Here is a 22545-nt window from a genome sequence, read left to right on the forward strand (position 1 = left end):
CATTCAAAAATAAAAAACCCCGGTTAACCGGGGCTTATTTTTTTAAAAAATTAAACTCAAAATTTAAACAAGCTTATTCGTTGGGGTGTCAGGAAAAACAAACACCGGTTTATAAGCTTTGGCCTCTTCAAGCGACATAGAGGCATAGGTAATGATAATAACAACATCACCTACAGCTACCTTGCGAGCAGCGGCCCCATTCAGGCAAATCACTCCTGAACCGGGTTCTCCCTTAATCACATAGGTTTCCAGGCGCTCTCCATTGTTGTTATTAACCACCTGCACCTTTTCATTCTCAAGAATATTGGCAGCATTCATTAATTCCTCATCAATGGTAATACTACCCACATAATTAAGATTGGCTTCAGTGACCGTAACATTGTGTAATTTAGATTTTACAACCTCAATGTTCATTACTACGCAATTTTGTAAATTACATTATCAATAAGCCGGATTTCACCGGCAAAAACAGCAATACATCCAACAATATAATTGCTTTCGGCCCAGTTGTCAACCGGCTGAAGGGTTTGACCGTCCACAATTTCAAAATACTCCAATTCAAGGTTATCATCAGAATTTATGACATTCTCAACAAACGTTTTTGCATCTGCCACCTTTTTTGACTGCACAAAATTACAAGATTCCGATAAAGTTTTGGCTATCAACGGGGCACTTTTTCGATGTTTTTTCGTCAACAACCTGTTCCTTGAGCTCATGGCAAGTCCATCGGACTCTCTAACTATAGGACATGCAACAATATCTGTTCCAAGATTTAATTGTTGCACCATATCCCTGACAATTGCCATTTGTTGAAAATCTTTTTGTCCGAAGAAAGCTTTATCCGGCTTTACCATGTCAAAAAGTCGGCTTACCACCTGAGCCACTCCGTTAAAATGCCCCGGCCGATGCTTCCCCTCCATCACTTCTTCCAACTGGCCAAAATCGAAAACCCTTGTGTCAGGTTTAGGGTATACCTCTTCAACAGATGGAGCAAAAACAAGTTCACAGGGGGATTTAGCCAACATTTCCATATCTGCATCCAAATCACGCGGATAGCGGTCCAGATCTTTGGGGTCATTAAATTGTGTGGGATTTACAAATACACTCACCACAACCAGGTCGCATCCCCTGCCGGCTTCTTCAACAAGAGACAGATGCCCCTGATGTAAAGCCCCCATGGTAGGTACAAATCCTATCGACTTTCCTTTTCCCCTTGCAGCTGAAAGCCGCTGGTTCAATTCATTTGAAGTTTTTATCAATTCCATGTTCAAACTTTCAAGGCAATCCGGTAAAACATTAAAAACAGTGTCACCGCCAAAACTATATCCAAAAAGGCTTAACAACAAAGTTTAAAAAACGGGACAAAGTAAGAAAATAAATCTCATATCGAAAAGAACCTTTCATCAGTATCTGATTTCATTTATGATAAAGAATACGAGGGTGTAAAACATCAAACCACTAATAACCTATCAGAAAAATAAAAAAATTACTATTTAAGGTCTGCTGAAAAAGTCAAAAGAGGAGAATTTACAAGCCGGCCCAATCGAAGGAGTATTGAAATACTTCGAGATTGGGCCGGTGAAGTAAATTTTTTTCTTTGGATTAGCAGTTTTCTTATTTACAAGTGCTAAGGTATAAGAGTATGCTGTGGAATAACCTTGCACCCAGTTATTCGTCGACATACCTTAAGTGTCTAATATTTAATTGAATATGCGTCTTTCAACGCACCCTATTTAGTGTCGGTCCATAAAGTACCATTTGCGTCGTTACGCTTGCTCCCAAAATACTCACCCCGAAGCATTCGGGACTCCGTTTTTGGGAGCTTCTCTCCCGAAGGGATTGCAACTGAACCTTCTGACCAGACACATGACTACAAAGCTTAAAAGCTGACTTTATAGACGGGCACAATTTAGCGAGTAACTCCCGACATCCTGGCATCGATAACCCCAATGCAAACATAGTAGATCAAACCACTTTGGGGGGATAGCATATTTTTTGTACTTTTGTGAAATATTTATCTTAATATATCCTTGAAAAATGGAAAATAACAAGGTCTTATTCATTTCGCAGGAAATTACACCTTATCTGCCCGAAAACACAATGTCCGCGCTCTGCAGGAATTTACCACAGGGCATCCAGGAAAGAGGCAAACAAATCAGAACTTTCATGCCACGATTCGGCAACATAAATGAGCGCCGGAATCAATTGCACGAAGTCATTCGACTTTCGGGTATGAACTTAATCATTGATGACACAGACCATCCGCTTATTATCAAGGTGGCCTCCATTCAGGCAGCCAGGATGCAGGTGTATTTTATCGACAATGAGGATTATTTCTCAAGAAAAAACACCATCATTGATAATGATGGCAAGGAATTTGAAGACAATGACGAGCGCATTATCTTTTTCGCAAGAGGGGTTTTAGAAACCACTAAGAAATTGAGGTGGGCACCTGATGTTGTGCACTGCCAGGGTTGGTTTACAGCACTGTCTCCGCTCTACATCAAAAAAACCATGGCCGACGACCCCTATTTTTCGGGTTCTAAAGTTGTATATTCTGTTTTCGACGATGATTTCAAAAACGACTTAGACCCAAGAATCAAAGAAAAGGCTTTGCTTGATGGCGTTTCAGAGGAAGATCTAAAAGTATTGGATCCGGCCTCATTTGTTAATCTCACCAAGCTGGCCATCGACAATTCTGACGGGATCATTCAGGGGTCAGACAAAATACACCCTGACATTGAACAGTATATCAAGGATTCGGGGAAACCGTTTTTGGAATATCAACCCGAAGAAACGTACATGGATGCCTACAACGAGTTTTACGACAAATTGTAAAACCATATTTCGAACGACCAAAAACTGATTGGATTTTTTATGTTGAAAAAAAGAAGTCTCCGGCAATTCGTGCCCATTATTGTAGCCGCTTTTGCATTTTTTGCAAGCTGTAAAGACGAGACAGGAACTTTGGGATTAGATGTTTTGCCCTCAGACGATCTCTTTTCGGGAACTAACACAGAGTCGCACCTCCCCGCTCAAAATGAAAATCCAGTTCGTGTAAGGACCGATGACGTACGTTTTGCAAAAATCGGTACAGTCACCGACCCTTATGGCGGAACCACAAAAGCATCTATTGTCACTGAAGTCACCCTTGAAACCACCAATTTTGGAAAGTTAAACAAATCAGACAACCAGTATAATTATACCGTGGATTCTCTGGTTTTAAATCTTTCTTTTTATAAAGGATGGTGGTTTGGAGACACAACAGCATACCACAACCTGCAGGTATATCAGCTTAACACACCCCTTAGTCCATCTCAGAAGTATTATTCAGACTTTTCAGTCGACGGTCTTCTTCCCGAGGAGCCATTAGGGGAAAAACTTGGCTATGCCCGGGATACTGTTCCATTCATTAATCAGTCAGAGACTATCTATGTTCCCCAGTTCCAGATCAAACTGGACCATCAACTGGCGGAAGAAATCTTCAATTTCGAAGAAGATACCATGACTGACAGAGAAACCTTTAGAGGGGCGTTTAACCCCCTCTATATAACTTCTGAACTTGTAGATACTGAAACCCGGGGGTCACTCATTGCCCTTGATCTTTTGGCGAATTCCACCAACATGACCCTTCATTATTCCAGGGAATCTTTGGAGGAAGACACCACTGTTGCATTAGACTACACCTTCCCCATCAATATTGAGTGTTTGAGAATCAACCGTTTTGAACACGATAATACCAATACCATTGATATTGGCAATACTGAAGCCGACCACCTCATTGCCCAGGGAATGGCAGGCAGTCTGGTTAAGATTGATTTCAACAATGTTGAGTTTGTAGACGAAAATGGTCAATCCCATTATCTTTTTGATTTCTGGGAATCAAAATCTGCAGATGGAGAAGAGGATCAGTTTTATGGAGTAAGTGCCGTAGATGTGTTTTTCGAAACTGATACATTATTGTACCAACAGGATGAAAAGTTTATCTCCTCAGCCCCGGACAAACTGAATTTATTTAAACTCAATGAGGACAATGAATTAGAAGTTCCATTTTACAAACCGATCCCTGACGATCCGAACACATGGGTGTCCTTTTTTATAGGAGGATTTCGCAACAAGGACACTCAGGAGTATCAGTTTCGCATGGAGAAGGAAATATTTGAAATGATGGTGGAACAACCCGAATTACGGGGGCCTTACTATCTGTCAATAGCAAATCCAGAGAACTATGAATTTAACGTCTTCCCCTGGCGAGCCATACTTTTGAATAACCAAACCGGTGAACCAAACACCCCAAGGTTCAGGATCAAGTATGTGAAAATTCAGAATTAGACATTAAAAAAAATAGAAAAAGCCCTGTGTGAGGATTTCACACAGGGCTTTTTAGTATTTTAAGTCTCCTTTTCTTTTACAGTCCCTTTCATAAGCAAACCATTTCAACAACCTGGTCCCTGCTTAGTGTCTGTTCATAAAGTCCCATTTGCTGCGTTACGCTTGCTCCCGAAAGCCTCGGACTTACAACTGAAACTTTCTGACCAGACACAGGACTACTCAGTTTCAAAGCCGACTTTATAGACCGGAACTACTTGCACTTACCCCAATTGATTTCATGTTAAGTTTTTTGGGGCAGCCCCTCCCATTTTTGCACGATAATATCGAGAATTAATCATCCCGGGAAACGATTCATCCCTAAAAAATAACATCCCGGGAAAAATCCATTTCACCCCGTTTTGAACAAAACTTTATCCGGAGATGTCTATAAACAGGCAGCTGTAGCCTGCCTGCGATAAAACCAAAATCAGGTTTAGCCTTAGGCCGCTGATAAAATGTTTGCCTGATATATCTAAAAAAACTATTTTAGAGGGTCTAAATTCCCAGAAACAATTGAAAAAAAGCCGTTTTCTACCGTATAAAAATTGAAACTATGACAAAGAAACTTCAGGACCTTACCGAAAAAATATACAATGAGGGGGTTCAGAAAGCAAAAGATGAGGCTGACGCCATTATAAAGGAAGCTCAGGAAAAAGCTTCAAAAATTGAAAGTGACGCCAAAAAGAAAGCCAAGGAAACAGTTGCTGATGCGGAAAAGAAAGCCGAAGAAACCAAGCAGCATGTAGAATCTGAAATGAAAATGGCTCTCGACCAATCAATGGCAGCCCTTAAACAGGATATTGCCAATCTGGTTACCATGGAAGCCGTTGAACCAACAACAAAAGAGTTGTTCTCAGACAAGAAATACCTTGGCACCCTGATCGAAAAAACCATCGACGGATGGATTCAGAAAGATAGCATGGATCTTGAAGTGATTCTTTCGGAGCAAGACCGCAAAGAGATGGAAGACCATATGAAAAAGCAACTTGCTCATCATCTGAACAAAGGACTGAAGTTATCCTTTTCAAAAAATGTAAAATCCGGATTTAAAGTAGGGCCTGCAAGTGGAAGTTATGTGATTAGTTTTACCGATGAAGACTTTAACAACTTCTTCAAGACTTATCTTCGCCCCAAATCAACCGAATTACTTTTTGAAAAGAAATAAACATGTCAAAAGGATATTATTGTCTTGTTGCAGGATTACCTGATCTTGTGCCCGAAGAAAAGAAATTATCCTTTTCCTCGGCAGGATTCAGGGATATGATGGAGGACGAATTGGATCCCGGGGACTACAATTTGCTAAAATTATTTTATCTCCCGTCGGACCATGAAAATTTATTGAGCCTGTTTTTTGAGGAAGATAAGGAGTGGGACGAACGTGGAAATTTCAGCAAAGAAGAATTGGAGCCCCTGACTGACCGAAAACTGGTACATACTGCAGAGCATTCAATGTTCCCTGCCTATTTCTCCGACTTTGCTTACGAAATGCACACCGAAGAAGCCGCCGACAAAAGAGTAGAAGCTGCCCGTCGGCTCAGTGCCGATTACTATATGCATTTAGATGCTCACCCCAATGAATTTGTTAAAAAGCTGGCTAAATACCAGCGTGACACGGCCAATGTTTTGACAGCCCTTAACGGACGAAAATACGATCTGAATTTTGAAAAAGCCTTAATTGGGGACGACGATGTCAGCGATTCCCTCAGAAAAAGCAGAGCGAGGGATTTCGGATTGAAATCGGAGGTGGACCACATAGAAGATCTTCTTCAGATATTTGAGATTGAAAATTTAAAAGACCGGGAGCTGAAGCTGGATGTTCATAAATGGCATTTTGTCGAAGATGCGACGTTTTTTAATTACTTCACAATTGAGAAAGTACTGGCATTTTTACAAAAACTATTCATTGCAGAACGCTGGATTAACCTGGATCCTGAAAAGGGCCGGGAAATGTTTGAAAAATTATTTAGTGAATTGAAGTCGGGTTTTGAATTCCCCGAAGAATATACATTGACCTATGGAAAAAAACGATAACACAACCGGAACGGTATCCGGAATCATTGCCAACCTGGTGGTGGTAGATGTAGATGGCCCGGTGGGACAGAACGAGATCTGCTTCATTGCCCATGGGGAAGAAAGCCTAATGGCAGAGGTAATAAAAGTGACCGGAAATCAAGCCTATGTGCAGGTTTTTGAAAGCACCAGAGGGTTAAAACCGGGAAGCAAAGTTGATTTCAGAGGTCACCTTTTGGAAGTTACCCTGGGACCGGGAATGCTTTCCCGAAATTATGACGGCCTTCAGAATGACCTTGACAAAATGGAAGGCGTTTTTTTGAAACGGGGAGATTACACAGACCCTCTTAACCGTGAAAAGAAATGGAGCTTTAAACCATTGGCTTCCAAAGGTGACGAAGTGGTTGCCGGAGACTGGCTGGGTGAAGTTGAAGAAAACGGCATGCCCCACAGGATAATGGTTCCCTTCAAACTGGAAGAAACTTATACAGTGAAGTCTTTGGTCAAAGAAGGCGACTACACAGTTGACGACGAAATCGCTGTCATTGAAAGCAAAGATGGAGAAACGATTTCGGTTACTATGGTTCAAAAGTGGCCGGTTAAAGTTCCTATAAAAGCTTTTCAAGAAAAGCCACGTCCTTTCAGGTTATTGGAAACAGGCGTTCGTTGTATCGATACCCTCAATCCTATTACTGAAGGAGGAACCGGCTTTATTCCCGGACCATTTGGAACAGGAAAAACAGTTCTTCAGCACGCTATTTCAAAGCAAGCCGAGGCAGATATTGTAATTATTGCAGCCTGTGGTGAGCGTGCCAATGAGGTTGTTGAAATCTTCAAAGAGTTTCCCGAACTGGATGACCCCCGTACCGGAAAGAAATTGATCGAGCGTACCACTATCATTGCCAACACTTCCAACATGCCGGTAGCTGCCCGTGAAGCCTCGGTATACACAGCAATGACATTAGGGGAGTATTACCGTTCAATGGGCTTGAAAGTACTTCTTATGGCCGACTCAACCTCTCGCTGGGCACAGGCATTGCGTGAGATGTCAAACCGTCTTGAAGAGCTTCCCGGTCCTGACGCCTTCCCGATGGACTTGTCAGCCATCATCTCAAACTTTTACTCCAGGGCTGGATATGTGCATTTAAAAAACGAGAAATCAGGTTCAATTACTTTTATAGGAACAGTATCCCCTGCCGGTGGTAACCTAAAAGAACCGGTTACTGAAAATACCAGGAAAGCTGCCCGTTGTTTTTACGGCCTTTCTCAGGACAGAGCAGATAGTAAACGTTACCCCGCAATTGATCCGATAGACAGTTACTCAAAATATCTTGAGTATCCGGAACTTCAGAAATCGCTTGAGAAAAATATGGGCGAGCATTGGCTTGACAATGTTATTAAAGCAAAAGATGTTCTTCTGAGTGGTAAAGAAGCCAATGAGCAAATTAATATTCTTGGAGATGATGGTGTACCCATTGATTTCCACGACAAATTCTGGAAAGCCGAGTTGATTGATTTTGTTGTATTGCAGCAGGATGCTTTCGATGATATTGATGCCTCGACACCACTGGAACGTCAGAAATACATGCTGGAGAAAGTTCTCAGCATTGTGGATACTGAATTTGAGTTTAAGAATTTTGAGCAAGTAGGTGACTTCTTCAAACGTCTCATCAACCAGCTTAAACAGATGAATTACTCAGAATTCCAGTCTGATAAATTCAATGGATTCGAAAAAGAGCTTGGGGAAATGCTCCAGGAACACGCTGTTGAAGTAAAGCAGGAAGAAGCTGTCTAATCAAAAAATTCAGAAAAAATAAAGACTATGAAAAGTCAGGCATTTCAAAAAGTATATACCAAACTGAAAAACATCACCAAAGCCACTGTATCCCTGATAGCTGAGGATGTGGGTTACGACGAAATGGCCGTAGTCAACGGACGTATGGCCCAGGTAGTAAAAATTGTGGGAGACGAAGTGGTACTGCAGGTATTCTCAGGCACAGAAGGAATTCCAACCAATGCAGAAGTAACCTTTCTGGGCAATCCACCACAAATAAAAGTTAGTGATGAACTATCAGGCCGTTTTTTCAACGCTTACGGCCAGCCAATCGACGGAGGCCCTGAGATTGAAGGCGAGATCAGGGAAATCGGTGGACCATCAGTAAATCCTGTGCGTCGGGAGCAACCATCACAATTGATCTCCACCGGTATCGCAGGTATCGACCTAAACAACAGCCTTGTTTCCGGTCAGAAGATTCCATTTTTTGCCGACAGTGATCAGCCCTACAACCAGGTAATGGCCAATGTTGCGTTGCGTGCCAAAGCCGACAAAATTATTCTAGGAGGCATGGGGCTTTCTAATGATGACTACCTCTTTTTTAAGCAGGTTTTCGACAATGCGGGAGCACTCGACCGAATTGTGAGTTTTGTAAACACCACTGAAAACCCGCCTGTTGAGCGCTTATTGGTTCCTGACATGGCCCTTACTGCTGCCGAATATTTTGCAGTTGACAAGAATGAAAGTGTACTGGTGCTGCTTACAGATATGACACTTTTTGCCGATGCCTTAAGTATTGTATCCAACAGGATGGATCAGATTCCTTCAAAAGACAGTATGCCCGGATCTCTCTATTCCGATCTGGCCAGGATTTATGAAAAAGCGGTTCAGTTTCCCTCCGGAGGTTCAATTACCATTGTAGCTGTAACCACCCTTTCAGGTGGAGATATTACCCACGCCATTCCTGATAACACAGGATATATTACCGAGGGTCAGCTCTTTCTCCGCCGCGACACCGACATCGGAAAAGTTATTGTCGATCCGTTCCGTTCATTGTCCCGCTTGAAGCAACTCGTAATTGGAGAGCAGACCCGTGAAGACCATCCACAGGTAATGAACGCAGCAGTGCGTCTTTATGCTGATGCCGCAAATGCCAAAACCAAGCTTGACAACGGTTTTGACCTTACTGATTATGATGAGCGAACACTTGATTTTGCCAAGGCCTACTCAGAAAAGCTTCTAGCCATAGATGTCAATGTTGATACAGACACGATGCTTGATATCGGATGGGAACTATTTGGAAAATATTTCTCAAAAGCAGAGGTAGGTATCAAGAAAGAGATGGTTGACAAGTATTGGAATAATAATTAGTGGCTGTCTGTTAATTGAAACGAAAGAAATCGTAACGTGGCAATAAAATTTCAATATAATAAAACCTCACAACAGGGCCTCGCCAAACAGCTAAAAATACGGGAACGCGCTTTGCCAACTCTTAAAAACAAAGAATCGGCATTGCGTGTGGAAGTAAAAAAAGCCAAGGATAAAGCAGCTGTGTTGGATGAGGCACTGAAGAAAGAGCTCAGTCTCTACGAAGATATGATGCAACTTTGGAGTGAATTTGATCCCTCTCTGGTTGAAATCAATGACGTAGAGCTAACTTCAAAGAAGATCGCGGGAGTACAAACACCTATTCTGGAGAAGGTCCACTTTGAAGTACGTGATTACAATATGTTTGATAAACCGTCATGGTTCCCCGATGGCATTGCTATTTTAGAAAAATTAGCCAAAATTGCCATTGAAAGGGCTGTTTTTGAAAGAAAAATGGAACTTCTGGATTTTGCCCGTAAAAAAACTACCCAAAAAGTAAATCTTTACGAAAAAGTGCAGATTCCCGGTTTTCAGGACGCCATCAGAAAAATAAAGCGATTCCTGGAAGATGAAGAAAACCTCTCCAAAGCAGCTCAGAAAATTGTAAAGAACCGGCAACAAAATGCGGAGGCAGAGTCATGATAGTACCCATGTTTAAATATTCCTTTCTGGTATTTCATGCCGATTATGACCACTTTCTGGAACACCTGAAGGACCTTGGGGTGGCACATATAGTGGAACATCAGGAAGAACCAACAACGGAGATGCAGGATCTCTACCGGGAGGTAAGTGACATATCAAAAACCATTAAAAATCTTGAGAGTCGCAAAAAGCATGCTGAAGAAACCTCAGAGCAACTTCACGAAACCACCGGGGAGACCTTAAATGAAAAGATTCGTGACATCGAAAGTCAGCTCGAGCAGGCCCGACAGCATCTGGCTTCTTTACAAAAAGAAGAAAAACAGCTGGCCCCCTGGGGGTATTTCTCGAAAGAGGATGTCCAAAAGCTGGGAAAAGCCGGGCTTACTTTCAGGTATTTAATGTGTTCCGAGTCAAAATTCGACCCCTACTGGAAAGAAAAATTTCCTGTAGAACTTATTTCTGAGAGCGAAGGTTACAGCTATTTTGTTCTTGTTTTAGAGTCAAAATCCAGCGAGTTGCCTGAGGAATTGACAGAGGTTGATGAAGTAACACTTCCCGAAGATAACCTGGAAGATGTGCAAAAGGAGATATCTTCAACCCGGGAGGAAATTGATTCCCTGAACAAGCAACTTGATCTTATAGCTTTGAAAGGAATAAATTTGCTGGAAAATTATAAAAGCAAGCAGGAAGAAAAGCTTTCAGACTTAAATGTGCGATTTCAGACTGTTGACGAGGTTGAAGGTAAAGTAAGGTTAATTGAAGCCTGGGTACCTGAAGTTAAAGCGCAGGAACTGGAGAAACGGGTAGATAATGAGGAAATTTACTTTATAAAAGAACCCGCAAAGAACCATGAGAAACCTCCCATCATGCTTAAAAACAATCGTTTTGCCAGATTGTTTGAGCCGGTGAGCAAACTTTTCTCACTGCCCGCTTACGTAGAGCTGGATATGACTCCGTTTTTTGCACCCTTTTTCATGATGTTCTTTGGATTTTGTCTGGGAGATGCAGGCTACGGATTGCTTCTTGTTTTAGCTGCAACCCTTTACAAACCAAAAGCCCAAAAGAACCTCCGCCCCATATTAACACTGGTTCAGTTTCTTGGTTTAGCTACCGTCATATTCGGAGCCATCACAGGTACATTCTTCGGGATTAATATGATGGAAAATCCTCCGACTTTTATGACTGATGTTAAGAACATGTTTCTGGACAATGATCAGATGTTCAACCTTGCGTTAATTTTTGGTGGAATCCAGATTCTTTTCGGAATGATTCTGAAAGCGATCAACCAGATTCGACAACATGGAATAGGCTATTCTTTTGCAACCTGGGGATGGTTCATTTTGATAGTTTCGTCTCTGGTATTTTATTATCTGGATCAAAAGAATCCGAATTCAGGTCTGTTCTTTGGCCCTACTCACATGGCTTTTGTTATTTTTGCAGCCCTGGGCATTTTGGTTTTCAACCATCCCAAGCGCAATATATTTGTCAATATCGGGGCAGGACTATGGGATGCCTACAACATGGTAACCGGTGTAGTGGGCGACCTTTTGTCATACATCCGTCTTTTTGCACTGGGATTGGCAAGTGCCATATTAGGACGGGTTTTTAACCAGTTGGCATTTGATCTGGCCCCGGATGTACCTTTATTAGGAATCTTAATTACACTGATCATCCTTTTAGCCGGGCATGGCATTAACATTTTCATGTCAGGGCTTGGATCTTTTGTTCACCCCTTACGTCTGACCTTTGTTGAGTTTTACAAAAATGCCGGCTTCATTGGAGGCGGCAAAGAGTATAAACCTTTTCAGAAAGCACAGTAACTAAAAATTAATAACCTTAAAATTAGAATAATATGACTCCAATTGTATTGGCCTATTTAGGCATTGGATTAATGATTGCGCTGGCAGGAGCCGGAAGTGCATATGGTGTTTCGTATGGTGGAAATGCCGCATTGGGAGCAATGAAGAAAAATAGTGACGCATTCGGTAATTACCTTGTTCTTAGTGCCCTCCCGGGGACGCAGGGGCTTTATGGATTTGCAGGTTACTTTGTTATTTCAGGCACCGGAGTTCTTAGTCCGGAAATCACAGCTGTTCAAGGTGCTGCCGTTTTAGGCGCCGGAATTGCACTTGGAATAGTTGGTTTATTGTCAGGAATACGTCAGGGGCAAGTTTGTGCCAATGGTATTGCCGGCATTGGATCGGGACATGATGTATTTGGCAGCACACTGGTATTGGCTGTATTTCCCGAGCTTTATGCGATCCTTGCATTTGCTGCCACATTTATGATAAGTGGAACACTGTAAGCATTTTAACAACTTATTAAAAAAGGCCTGTTCCGGTTTTCGGAGCAGGCCTTTTTTATGGAAACAATTTTTTAAATGAAATTATCAAATAATATTCATAACTTCACCATTCAGAGGCAGTTATTAATATTAATGTAAGACGTATGATCATCTATAAATTCGTCTTTCAAGTGAATTGATGGATAATTTTTAAAACAAAATAACTGGCTTTTTAAAAAAAATAGCAAAAGATCAATTCAGGAATAATTTTAAGCAAATCAACTATGAAAGATTTCAGAGCTTTAACAACCGAAGAAACGGAAAAGCTCGAAGAGCAGGGATGCATGTGCAACGACTGGAGTAAAGTACATGTAAAAGATGGTTTTGAAACTAAACACGTACGTCACAGTACTTTTAGCGGGGAGGTTCGAATCGGTTGTTTCAGTAAAGAATTTGATTTTCCGGGAGGGGTTAAAAAACATTCCGGAATCTCTTTTGCAACCATTCATAATTCGAGCATCGGTGATAATGTATATATCAGCCAGGTGCGGAATCAAATAGCAAACTATCACATAGAAGATGAAGTAATCATTGAAAATGTAGATTCTCTGACTACTGAAGGAGAGTCTTGTTTTGGAAACGGCGAAAAGATTGCGGTCCTTAATGAGGCCGGAGGCAGGGAAGTGCCTATCTTCAACGAATTATCAGCCCATACTGCTTATCTGATGGCATTTTATCGCCATCGGCCCAAACTCATTGAAAAACTATATTCTCTTGTAGATGAATATTGCTCTAATGTCTGTTCAACTGCAGGAAGCATCAAAAAAGGAGCAAAACTCATAAACTCCCGTACCCTGCTGAATGTCAACATTGGCCCTTCAGCAAAAGTTGAGGGTATTTACCGGCTGGTCAATGGCACAATTAACAGTTCTCCGGATCATCCAACCTATTTCGGTCCGGGGGTTATAGCCGAAGATTTCATTGCCGCAAGTGGCGCTGAAGTTACAGATGCCACTTTGATTTCCAAATGCTTTATCGGGCAGGGTTGCGTTCTTGGGAAGCATTATTCAGCTGAAAATTCGGCCTTTTTTGCCAATTGCCAGGGATTTCATGGTGAGGCCTGCAGTATCTTTGCAGGTCCCTATACTGTTTCGCATCACAAGTCCACTTTACTCATTGCAGGGTATTATTCCTTTCTGAATGCCGGAAGTGGGTCCAACCAGAGCAATCATATGTATAAACTGGGACCGGTTCACCAGGGGGTAGTGGAAAGAGGCAGTAAAACCACCAGTGATTCCTATCTTTTATGGCCGGCCAAAATAGGGCCTTTTTCACTGGTTATGGGCCGCCATTACCGTAATCCAGATACTTCATGCTTCCCCTTTTCTTACCTTATAGAAAATAAAGATGAGAGCTACCTGGCTCCGGGAGTCAACCTCCGAAGCATCGGAACCATAAGGGATGCAAGAAAATGGCCCAACAGGGACAAACGAAAAGACCCCAAAAAACTGGATTACATCACCTTTAACCTGCTCAGCCCCTATTCCGTTGAGAAAATCATCTCCGGTAAACACACGCTCTTGAAGCTCAAGGAAACTTCGGGGGCAACCTCGGAGTATTTCATGTATAACAGTGTAAAAATTGAAGCCAATGCTTTGGAACGAGGCATTCGACTTTATGAGACCGGAATCAGTAAGTTTTTGGGAAACGGGCTTTTAAAAATCCTGGAATCTAAGGAATATGATTCCATCGAAGAACTAAGAAAAGCTCTAAAACCTTCATCGGATGAAGGTACCGGACAATGGATTGATATGGCCGGCATGATCGTTCCAAAAGAAAAGGTATTGGAACTAGTTGAAGACGTTGAGAAAGGAAAAATAAACACCCTCAGGGAGATTGACAATATTTTTCAATCCTGGCAAAACAGTTATTACCAGTGGGTATGGAACTGGAGTGTTAAAGTTTTTAAAGATGAGTTGGATATTGACATTAACTCCATTACCAGAGGCGAATTACTGGATTTTATTTCCAGGTGGGAACATGCAGTGCTCTCTCTTGACCAGATGATGTTTGAAGATGCACGAAAAGAATTCACTTTAAAAGCTCAGACAGGCTTTGGTATGGATGGAGAAGATGAGATTCGAAATACCGATTTTGAGCAGGTGCGTGGAGCATTTGAAAAACACCCTGCCGTTTGTGACATCCTTGAACATTCACAAAAAAAGAAGGAACTTGCTGCCAAAGTATCAGAAAAATTAAATCGATTATAGATAACGCCATATTCGACACGAATCAGGCTAGAGAAACAGTTAACAGGAAAAGAAACTAAAGAAGAACATCATATGTGTGGAATTGTAGCTTATGTAGGAGAGCGGACAGCCTTTCCAATTTTAATAAAAGGACTTCAGCGACTTGAATATCGAGGGTATGATTCAGCTGGAATCGCTCTTATGAATGAAGAAACGCATTTGTATAAATGCAAAGGAAAAGTAAAGGACCTTGAATTGCTTGTAAAAGGCAAAGAAATTTCAGGTTCCATTGGCATCGGCCATACACGCTGGGCGACTCATGGAGAACCCAATGACATCAACGCTCACCCCCACCAGTCAATGAATAACAAATTCACAGTTGTTCATAACGGAATTATTGAGAACTATGACCATCTGAAAAAAGAACTCTCCAACAGGGGTTACGAATTCAAGAGTGATACTGATACTGAGGTGCTGGCCAATTTAATCGAGAACATCTATCTGGAGCAAAAGGTATCGGCAGAGTTGGCAGTAAGACTTGCGCTCACCAAAGTAGTTGGCGCTTACGGTCTGGTAATATATTGTTCCGATGAGCCCGGCCGGTTAATCGCTGCCCGCAAAGGCAGTCCTTTGGTAATTGGCATTGGAGAAAATGAGTATTTCATGGCTTCTGATGCAACGCCTATCATTGAATATACCGATCAGGTAGTATACCTCAATGACGAAGAAGTGGCTGTTGTCGATAATGAACACTTCGATCTTAAAAACCTGAAAAATGACATCAAAACCCCTCAGGTGCAAAAAGTGGAGCTCAGCATAGATGAGATAGACAAAGGAGATTATGAGCACTTTATGCTGAAAGAGATTCACGATCAACCCTCTTCTATAGAGGACACGTTTCGAGGACGCATATCAATGGACCACAGTAAAATATTTTTGGGTGGAATTCTGGATGTATTACCATCCCTAATAAATGCACGCCGCATTATTATTTTGGCCTGCGGCACTTCGTGGCATGCAGGACTGGTGAGTGAGTATCTTTTTGAAGAATATGCCCGCGTTCCGGTAGAAGTAGAATATGCTTCTGAATTCAGATACAGAAAACCCATTCTATATCCGGATGATGTTGTTATTGCAATATCTCAGAGTGGCGAGACTGCAGATACCCTTGCTGCCATCCGGATGGTTCGTGAGCAATCCGAAGCAACAATTCTGGGCATTTGCAATGTAGCAGGTTCGTCCATCTCAAGAGAAACAGATGCAGGCGTATACACCCACGCTGGTATAGAGATTGGAGTAGCTTCCACCAAAGCTTTTACAGCTCAGATAACTGTGCTGACAATGATGGCTTTCCTTCTCGGTCACCGCAAAAAGAAAATCTCCGATTCTGACTATGTGAAATTGGTAAATGCTTTGACCGAAATCCCCGGTAAAATGAGGGAAATCTTAAATCACGAAGGTTTTATCAAAGATGTAGCCAATAAATATACCAACGTCACCAATTCACTTTATCTGGGCCGCGGCGTTCTTTACCCCGTAGCATTAGAAGGTGCATTAAAACTCAAAGAGATCTCATACATTCATGCTGAGGGCTATCCGGCAGCTGAAATGAAACACGGGCCAATTGCCTTAATTGACGAAAACATGCCGGTTTTTGTTTTGGCTGTAAAGGATGATTCATACGAAAAAATTACCAGTAATATACAGGAGGTAAAAGCCAGAAACGGGAAAGTTGTAGCAATTGTAACTGAAGGCGAGAAAACCTTGCGTAACATGGCCGATGACGTAATTGAAATTCCGGCTTGTCACAAATCGTTATCACCTTTGCTGGCAGTGGTGCCTTTGCAGATAATATCCTATCAGATTGCGGTAATGCGCGGATGTAATGTTGATCAGCCCCGGAACCTGGCAAAGTCTGTAACAGTTGAATAACAGTCAATCATTCCACAACCATCCAATCCCTAAATAATGAAAGAGCCGTTCCTTTTTAGCAGGAACGGCTCTTTCTATTACTTCATCAGTATTTCTCACCTGTAATCGTATTGATTGGAATAATAATCTGTATAATCTCCTGAAATAACATTATTCAACCATTCTTCATTGTTAAGATACCAATTAACAGTCTTCTCAATACCCTCCTCAAATTGAAGAGATGGTTTCCAACCAAGCTCATTCATTAATTTGCCGGAGTCAATGGCATAGCGCTTATCATGACCTGCTCTGTCCTTCACAAAAGTAATTAACTGAGCAGATTCCCCATTTTTACGTCCAAGAGCTTTATCCATAACTTCGCAAAGTTTCCGGATTAGATCAATGTTTGTCCACTCATTATTACCTCCGATATTATAGGTTTCACCATCTTTACCCTCATGAAAAATCAGGTCTATAGCGGAAGCATGATCTTCAACAAACAACCAATCACGAACATTCTCTCCCTTTCCGTAAATCGGAATATCCTTCTTGTGTTTGATATTATTTACAGCTAATGGGATGAGTTTCTCAGGAAACTGATTGGGCCCGTAATTATTGGAACAATTAGAGATCACCACCGGCAAATTATAGGTATGATGCCATGCCCTTACCATATGATCACTGCTTGCTTTGGAGGCAGAATAAGGGCTTCGGGGATCATAGGATGTTTCTTCTGTAAAGAGTCCTGCAGCTCCCAAAGAACCATAAACTTCATCGGTGGAAATATGGTAAAACCTTTTTCCTGCCAGGTTATCTCCCCACAAATCACGGGCAGCATTCAACAAATTAACCGTTCCCAGAACATTGGCTTTAACAAATGCCAGAGGATCACTTATCGACCGGTCCACATGCGATTCAGCAGCCAAATGGATAACTCCGTCTGGTTGAAACTCAGTAAACACTTTGCGGATTTTTTCTTCATCTGCAATATCGGCTTTAATAAAGGTGTAGTTTAAAGCATTCTCAACATCCTTTAGGTTTTCCAGGTTACCGGCATAGGTCAATGCATCCAGATTGATGATCTTATAATCGGGGTATTTATTGACCATCAGCCGGACAACATGTGAGCCAATGAAGCCGGCGCCTCCGGTTATTAAGATGGTTCTTTCCATATTACTTAATATTTCGAACTTTCTTTTCCCACTCCCAGGCACTCTTCAGGGTTTCATCCAACGTTTTCTCTGCTTTCCACCCTAGCTCCTCGTTGGCATATGTAGTATCTGCCCAAATTTTCTCGATATCTCCGGCACGACGATCAACAATCTGGTATGGTAAATCAACCCCGTTCACTTTAATGAATGATTTTACCAGTTGCATAACCGAATACCCGTTACCGGTTCCTACATTAAAAAATTCGTAAGAAGCTTTATTATTATCTTCCAACAAACGGTTAATCGCAACAACATGGGCTTTGGCTAAATCCACAACATTGATGTAATCGCGAATAGCTGTTCCATCTTCAGTATCGTAATCCTCTCCAAAAATTTTAAGCTCATCTCTGAGTCCGGCAGCCGTCTGAGTAATAAAAGGCACCAGATTATTGGGAACTCCAACGGGCAATTCCCCGATTAATGCAGAGGGATGTGCTCCAATAGGGTTAAAGTAGCGTAAAGCAATACAATTGACACCCTCATTTACCGCGCTGAAATCGCGCATAATGTCCTCGGAAATGGCTTTTGTATTACCGTATGGAGATTCTGCAGGTTTCCGGGGTGTTGATTCTGTTACAGGCAATTTATCCGGTTGACCATACACAGTGCAGCTGGAACTAAAAACCATATTCGGAACCTGGTGCTTTTTCATATTCTCGAGAAGATTCATCAGAGAAACCAGGTTATTTCGGTAATATTCCAATGGCTTTTGTACAGACTCGCCAACGGCCTTATAAGCAGCAAAATGAATAATGGCTTCTACATTCTTATACTTTTCAAAGAATGCATCGGTTTTTTCCCTGTCGGTAAGGTTAAATTGTTCAAACCCGGGACGCTTTCCGGTAATTTTTTCAATCGCATCAAGCACCTCAATGCCCGAATTTGACAAGTCGTCAATAATAACTACCTCAAATCCCTCATTTTGCAGCTCAACTACTGTATGTGAACCAATATAACCGGTACCACCGGTCACCAGAATTTGTTTGCTCATAAGAAAAGTATTTTTAGATTAGTCAATTATTTAAGCTGGTAAAATTAAGAAAAGGAAATCAAACAAGGGTAATGATTCAGGTGATAAGTAACACAAATTATTCTGGAACAAATGAATATTAAAAAAGTGAAACCGGATTATCATTTCTCTTGGTTTACTTTTCAACATTTTATTAACAGGTGTTCAAAACAAAAATGTGCACTTAGCGTATAAATTGTTTAAATTTGCAATATGACAAGCATCGAGAAACACATATCAGATTTATTGTGCCTCCACGATTGTGTAATTGTGCCGGGGCTGGGTGGTTTTGTGGCAAATTACAAATCAGCTGTGATTATTGAAGAACGGAATCTTTTCCAACCTCCCAAAAAAGAGATTGGATTTAACCGAAGTCTTGCACACAATGATGGTTTATTGGCCAATCATATTTGCACCCGGGAAAAAACTTCATGGGATCAAAGTCTAGGTTTGATTGAAGAGTTTGTTTCTTCAACAAAGGACCGAATCAATCAGGGAGAGAGCATTGCCCTTCAAAGGATTGGGACTTTGAGAAAAGATGCTTTAGGAAACATCCAATTCTCCCCGAAAGAACGAAATGATCTGCGTCCGGATTCATTTGGACTGGATGAATATCATTTTGAACCTCTTCACCACGCTATTCAATTGGAAAAACAAGAAGAACCGGTACGTCGTTTATTGCGCAGCCGGTCACCAAAATACTGGGGATCAGTTGCAGCGATGATTGCAGGATTATTGTTTTTCTCTCCAGACTTAAAAATGCCGGAGCATCAGCAGATTGACACATCCAGCATGATATCTGCCCTATCAGAGAAGGAAAATATTACTTCAGGTACGGTCGCTAATGATCGCTCTGAATCTAAAGAAAATCCTGCCTTCATCAATACCGGTTCAGAAATACCGGAAAATAAAGCATCAAATATTGCTACCTCCTCCCCTATTATTAAACCATATCATCTAATTGCGGGTAGCTTTAAACACAAAGCTCCGGCACAACAAACATTGGATCAATATAAAAATGAAGGTTTTGGTGAGGCTCATTTATTAAAAAGCAGCAACAGTCGTTTTCGTGTTGCACTTTTCTCTTTTGAAAACAGAGATGAAGCCGTTAATAAGCTCTATGCTGTCAGAAAAGATGATGCATTAAAAAATGTGTGGTTATTGGCAGAGGAGCAGTAAATTTATGGTTATAGCCATTCGATATTAGCGAAATCAAATTTCCCGCCTCTTCCGCACAATATCAAAAACCACATACTGATATTTAAAAAAACCGCCTTAGTCAGGCGGTTTTTTTTGCGAGTACGTTACCATAATCTGCTTTTCTCAGAGAGCACTAAAAAACGCATATTTCATTAGCTATTAAAGCTTTAAACCATCTCAAAAAATACTTAAGTGCAAGGTTATTTCACAATATACTCGAATTTATTTGCACTTGATTATATGAAAATGGCTAATCAAAAGAACAAAATTTACTAAACCGCCTCAATCTCCAAGCATTTCAACACTTCTTCGATTGTGCGCTTGTAAATTCTGCTCTTTTGACTTTTTCAGCAGATCCTATCTTATCTCAGATCCAGGTTTTATCTTCGATCCGGGTGCCACAAAATCCAATCTTCCATCTGCATCCTCAGCCATTAAAATCATTCCCTGAGATTCGATACCACGAATTTTCCTGGGGGCGAGATTCACCAGAATACAAACCTGCTGACCAACAATTGTTTCAGGCTCGAAAAACTCTGCAATGCCCGAAACAACAGTGCGCTTATCAATTCCGGTATCCACCTTAATTTTCAGGAGTTTCTTTGTTTTGGCTACTTTCTCTGCTTCCAGAATGGTACCGACCCGCATATCCATTTTGGTGAAGTCATCAAAAGCGATGTCTTCTTTAGCCGGAGCAGCCTCCTTATTATCAGTTTCATTGCTGATTTTGGTCTGAGCCAAACGATCTAATTGTTCCTGAATTTTTTCGTCTTCAATTTTCTCAAAAAGAAGTTGGCCCTCATTGATTTTATGAGCGGCTCTTAATAGTTCAGTTTTACCGCATTCGCCCCAATTCATTTCATCCATCGCCAGCATATCGCGCATCTTTTTAGCTGTAAAAGGCAAGAATGGTTCCATAACCAGTGCCAGGTTGGCAGTAATCTGTAAGGAGATATTAAGGATGGTTTTTACACGTTCAGGATTGGTCTTTTTCAACTTCCAGGGCTCTGTATCAGCCAGGTATTTATTTCCCAAACGGGCAAGATTCATCGCCTCACGAACAGCCTCTCTGAATTTAAACTGATCAAGGTTCGATTCAATTCGAGTTACCAATGCCGGAATCGCCTCCAGAGTTTCGATATCAAAGGGATCTGTTTCACCCATCAAAGGCACTTCTCCATCGTAATACTTATGAGTAAGTACTACAGCACGATTCACAAAATTACCCAGAATGGCGACCAACTCATTATTATTTCTTGCCTGGAAATCGCGCCAGGTAAAATCGTTATCCTTCGTCTCAGGGGCATTCGCTGTTAGTACATACCGCAATACATCCTGCTTATCTTTAAAGTCATCAAGGTATTCATGAAGCCATACGGCCCAATTTCTCGATGTTGAAATCTTATCTCCTTCCAGATTCAAAAACTCATTGGCAGGTACGTTATCAGGTAAATTAAAAGATCCTTCCGCTTTCAGCATGGAAGGGAACACAATACAATGAAAAACAATGTTGTCTTTCCCGATAAAGTGAATCAGACGGGTTTCAGGATCCTTCCAGTATTTTTCCCAGTCATCAGTCAATTCCCTGGTAGCAGATATGTAACCAATCGGCGCATCAAACCAAACATACAAAACTTTGCCTTCAGCACCATCAAGAGGGACAGGCACTCCCCAGTTCAGATCACGGCTAACCGCTCTGGGTTGTAACCCAAGATCCAACCAGGACTTACATTGCCCATAAACATTGGGTTTCCATTCCTTATGGTCTTTCAATATCCACTTTTCAAGAAACTCCTGATGCTGGTCCAAAGGAAGATACCAGTGCTTGGTTTTTTTCATAACAGGCGTACTGCCCGAAACCATAGATTTTGGATTGATCAGATCTGTGGCATTCAAGGAAGTTCCGCAACTTTCACATTGGTCGCCATAAGCTCCGGCGCTATTGCACTGTGGACATGTTCCGGTAATATAACGGTCGGCCAAAAACTGACCTGCCTCTTCATCATAATATTGATCGGTTTCCTTCTCAATAAAGGCACCATTATCGTAAAGCTTCTTAAAAAATTCGGAAGCCGTTTTATGATGCATCTCGCTTGATGTACGTGAATAAACGTCAAACGTAATTCCAAACTTCTCGAAGGAATCTTTAATGAGATTATGGTATTTATCTACTATATCCTGAGGTGTAACACCTTCGTTTCTGGCCTTAAGAGTAATAGGCACCCCATGCTCATCAGATCCTCCAATGTGCAAAATATCCTCACCTTTCATCCTAAGGTATCTGACATAGATATCTGCCGGGACATATACCCCTGCCAGGTGGCCAATGTGCACCGGTCCGTTGGCATATGGGAGGGCTGTGGTAACAAGTGTTCTTTTAAATTTACTCATAATACTCTTTGAGATCTGATCAATTTATTATTCTGGCTATAAAAACATTAAAACCCATTGGTTTTAAAAAACATAAAAAACCAGGCAAAAAAGCCAGGTTTTGTTTAACTTCACAAAGATAACCA

General features: G+C 41.4%; 17 protein-coding genes. 12 read left to right on the forward strand and 5 right to left on the reverse strand.

What is annotated here, in order from left to right:
• Positions 1–63 precede the first annotated feature (63 nt).
• Complete coding sequence (gene panD / locus DDZ16_RS04755; protein WP_109263298.1) at positions 64–414, reverse strand: aspartate 1-decarboxylase; 351 nt, start codon at positions 412–414, stop codon at positions 64–66.
• 2 nt (positions 415–416) lie between these two features.
• A complete protein-coding gene (gene panC / locus DDZ16_RS04760) occupies positions 417–1265 on the reverse strand; it encodes a pantoate--beta-alanine ligase (protein ID WP_109263573.1) in 849 nt (282 codons plus the stop codon).
• Between the two features lie 772 nt (positions 1266–2037).
• Between panC and DDZ16_RS04765 the strand changes: the two genes are divergently transcribed.
• The 11 genes from DDZ16_RS04765 (at position 2038) to glmS (ending at position 16630) form a co-directional block, all read left to right on the forward strand.
• Positions 2038–2838: a glycogen/starch synthase gene (locus DDZ16_RS04765; RefSeq protein WP_109263299.1), complete on the forward strand. Its 801-nt coding sequence runs from the start codon at positions 2038–2040 to the stop codon at positions 2836–2838.
• A 39-nt stretch (positions 2839–2877) separates the two neighbouring features.
• Positions 2878–4332 (forward strand): DUF4270 family protein, encoded by a 1455-nt coding sequence (locus DDZ16_RS04770; RefSeq protein WP_109263300.1) that lies wholly within the window; start codon positions 2878–2880, stop codon positions 4330–4332.
• A gap of 592 nt (positions 4333–4924) precedes the next feature.
• Positions 4925–5536, forward strand: a complete 612-nt coding sequence (locus DDZ16_RS04775) for a V-type ATP synthase subunit E family protein (RefSeq protein ID WP_109263301.1) — start codon at positions 4925–4927, stop codon at positions 5534–5536.
• Between the two features lie 2 nt (positions 5537–5538).
• Complete coding sequence (locus DDZ16_RS04780) at positions 5539–6402, forward strand: DUF2764 family protein (RefSeq protein WP_109263302.1); 864 nt, start codon at positions 5539–5541, stop codon at positions 6400–6402.
• A complete protein-coding gene (locus DDZ16_RS04785; RefSeq protein ID WP_109263303.1) occupies positions 6386–8176 on the forward strand; it encodes a V-type ATP synthase subunit A in 1791 nt (596 codons plus the stop codon). The genes DDZ16_RS04780 and DDZ16_RS04785 overlap by 17 nt, the downstream gene beginning before the upstream one ends.
• Before the next feature lie 27 nt (positions 8177–8203).
• A complete protein-coding gene (locus DDZ16_RS04790) occupies positions 8204–9526 on the forward strand; it encodes a V-type ATP synthase subunit B (RefSeq protein WP_109263304.1) in 1323 nt (440 codons plus the stop codon).
• Between the two features lie 36 nt (positions 9527–9562).
• Complete coding sequence (locus DDZ16_RS04795; RefSeq protein WP_109263305.1) at positions 9563–10165, forward strand: V-type ATP synthase subunit D; 603 nt, start codon at positions 9563–9565, stop codon at positions 10163–10165.
• Positions 10162–11985 (forward strand): V-type ATP synthase subunit I, encoded by a 1824-nt coding sequence (locus DDZ16_RS04800; protein WP_109263306.1) that lies wholly within the window; start codon positions 10162–10164, stop codon positions 11983–11985. Before DDZ16_RS04795 ends, DDZ16_RS04800 begins: the two co-directional genes overlap by 4 nt.
• 32 nt (positions 11986–12017) lie before the next feature.
• Positions 12018–12470, forward strand: coding sequence for a V-type ATP synthase subunit K (locus DDZ16_RS04805; RefSeq protein ID WP_109263307.1), 453 nt, complete (start codon positions 12018–12020; stop codon positions 12468–12470).
• A 263-nt stretch (positions 12471–12733) separates the two neighbouring features.
• Complete coding sequence (locus DDZ16_RS04810; RefSeq protein WP_109263308.1) at positions 12734–14719, forward strand: DUF4954 family protein; 1986 nt, start codon at positions 12734–12736, stop codon at positions 14717–14719.
• 72 nt (positions 14720–14791) lie between these two features.
• The gene (gene glmS / locus DDZ16_RS04815) at positions 14792–16630 is read left to right on the forward strand and encodes a glutamine--fructose-6-phosphate transaminase (isomerizing) (protein WP_109263309.1); all 1839 of its coding nucleotides are present in this window, start codon (positions 14792–14794) and stop codon (positions 16628–16630) included.
• Between the two features lie 95 nt (positions 16631–16725).
• Here the strand turns inward: glmS and rfbB are convergent, their stop codons facing one another.
• Together rfbB and galE are read right to left on the reverse strand one after the other, a co-directional pair.
• Positions 16726–17781 (reverse strand): dTDP-glucose 4,6-dehydratase, encoded by a 1056-nt coding sequence (gene rfbB, locus DDZ16_RS04820; protein ID WP_109263310.1) that lies wholly within the window; start codon positions 17779–17781, stop codon positions 16726–16728.
• Between the two features lies 1 nt (position 17782).
• The gene (gene galE, locus DDZ16_RS04825) at positions 17783–18811 is read right to left on the reverse strand and encodes a UDP-glucose 4-epimerase GalE (RefSeq protein ID WP_109263311.1); all 1029 of its coding nucleotides are present in this window, start codon (positions 18809–18811) and stop codon (positions 17783–17785) included.
• Between the two features lie 231 nt (positions 18812–19042).
• Between galE and DDZ16_RS04830 the strand changes: the two genes are divergently transcribed.
• On the forward strand, positions 19043–20008 hold the full coding sequence (locus DDZ16_RS04830) for an HU domain-containing protein (RefSeq protein ID WP_109263312.1): 966 nt from the start codon (positions 19043–19045) through the stop codon (positions 20006–20008).
• Positions 20009–20386: 378 nt separating this feature from the next.
• On the opposite strand, the gene metG is transcribed toward DDZ16_RS04830, so the two are convergent.
• Complete coding sequence (metG, locus tag DDZ16_RS04835) at positions 20387–22420, reverse strand: methionine--tRNA ligase (protein ID WP_262511935.1); 2034 nt, start codon at positions 22418–22420, stop codon at positions 20387–20389.
• Between the last annotated feature and the right edge of the window lie 125 nt (positions 22421–22545).

The sequence above is a fragment of the Marinilabilia rubra genome, assembly GCF_003121985.1.
Taxonomy (GTDB): Bacteria; Bacteroidota; Bacteroidia; order Bacteroidales; family Marinilabiliaceae; genus Marinilabilia; species Marinilabilia rubra.

Excerpts from the sequence above, each read along its gene's own strand:
- panD (WP_109263298.1), bottom strand. The coding sequence starts at position 414 with ATGAACATTGAGGTTGTAAAATCTAAATTACACAATGTTACGGTCACT.
- panC (WP_109263573.1), bottom strand. The coding sequence starts at position 1,265 with ATGGAATTGATAAAAACTTCAAATGAATTGAACCAGCGGCTTTCAGCT.
- DDZ16_RS04765 (WP_109263299.1), top strand. The coding sequence starts at position 2,038 with ATGGAAAATAACAAGGTCTTATTCATTTCGCAGGAAATTACACCTTAT.
- DDZ16_RS04770 (WP_109263300.1), top strand. The coding sequence starts at position 2,878 with ATGTTGAAAAAAAGAAGTCTCCGGCAATTCGTGCCCATTATTGTAGCC.
- DDZ16_RS04775 (WP_109263301.1), top strand. The coding sequence starts at position 4,925 with ATGACAAAGAAACTTCAGGACCTTACCGAAAAAATATACAATGAGGGG.
- DDZ16_RS04780 (WP_109263302.1), top strand. The coding sequence starts at position 5,539 with ATGTCAAAAGGATATTATTGTCTTGTTGCAGGATTACCTGATCTTGTG.
- DDZ16_RS04785 (WP_109263303.1), top strand. The coding sequence starts at position 6,386 with ATGGAAAAAAACGATAACACAACCGGAACGGTATCCGGAATCATTGCC.
- DDZ16_RS04790 (WP_109263304.1), top strand. The coding sequence starts at position 8,204 with ATGAAAAGTCAGGCATTTCAAAAAGTATATACCAAACTGAAAAACATC.
- DDZ16_RS04800 (WP_109263306.1), top strand. The coding sequence starts at position 10,162 with ATGATAGTACCCATGTTTAAATATTCCTTTCTGGTATTTCATGCCGAT.
- DDZ16_RS04805 (WP_109263307.1), top strand. The coding sequence starts at position 12,018 with ATGACTCCAATTGTATTGGCCTATTTAGGCATTGGATTAATGATTGCG.
- DDZ16_RS04810 (WP_109263308.1), top strand. The coding sequence starts at position 12,734 with ATGAAAGATTTCAGAGCTTTAACAACCGAAGAAACGGAAAAGCTCGAA.
- glmS (WP_109263309.1), top strand. The coding sequence starts at position 14,792 with ATGTGTGGAATTGTAGCTTATGTAGGAGAGCGGACAGCCTTTCCAATT.
- rfbB (WP_109263310.1), bottom strand. The coding sequence starts at position 17,781 with ATGGAAAGAACCATCTTAATAACCGGAGGCGCCGGCTTCATTGGCTCA.
- galE (WP_109263311.1), bottom strand. The coding sequence starts at position 18,811 with ATGAGCAAACAAATTCTGGTGACCGGTGGTACCGGTTATATTGGTTCA.
- DDZ16_RS04830 (WP_109263312.1), top strand. The coding sequence starts at position 19,043 with ATGACAAGCATCGAGAAACACATATCAGATTTATTGTGCCTCCACGAT.
- metG (WP_262511935.1), bottom strand. The coding sequence starts at position 22,420 with ATGAGTAAATTTAAAAGAACACTTGTTACCACAGCCCTCCCATATGCC.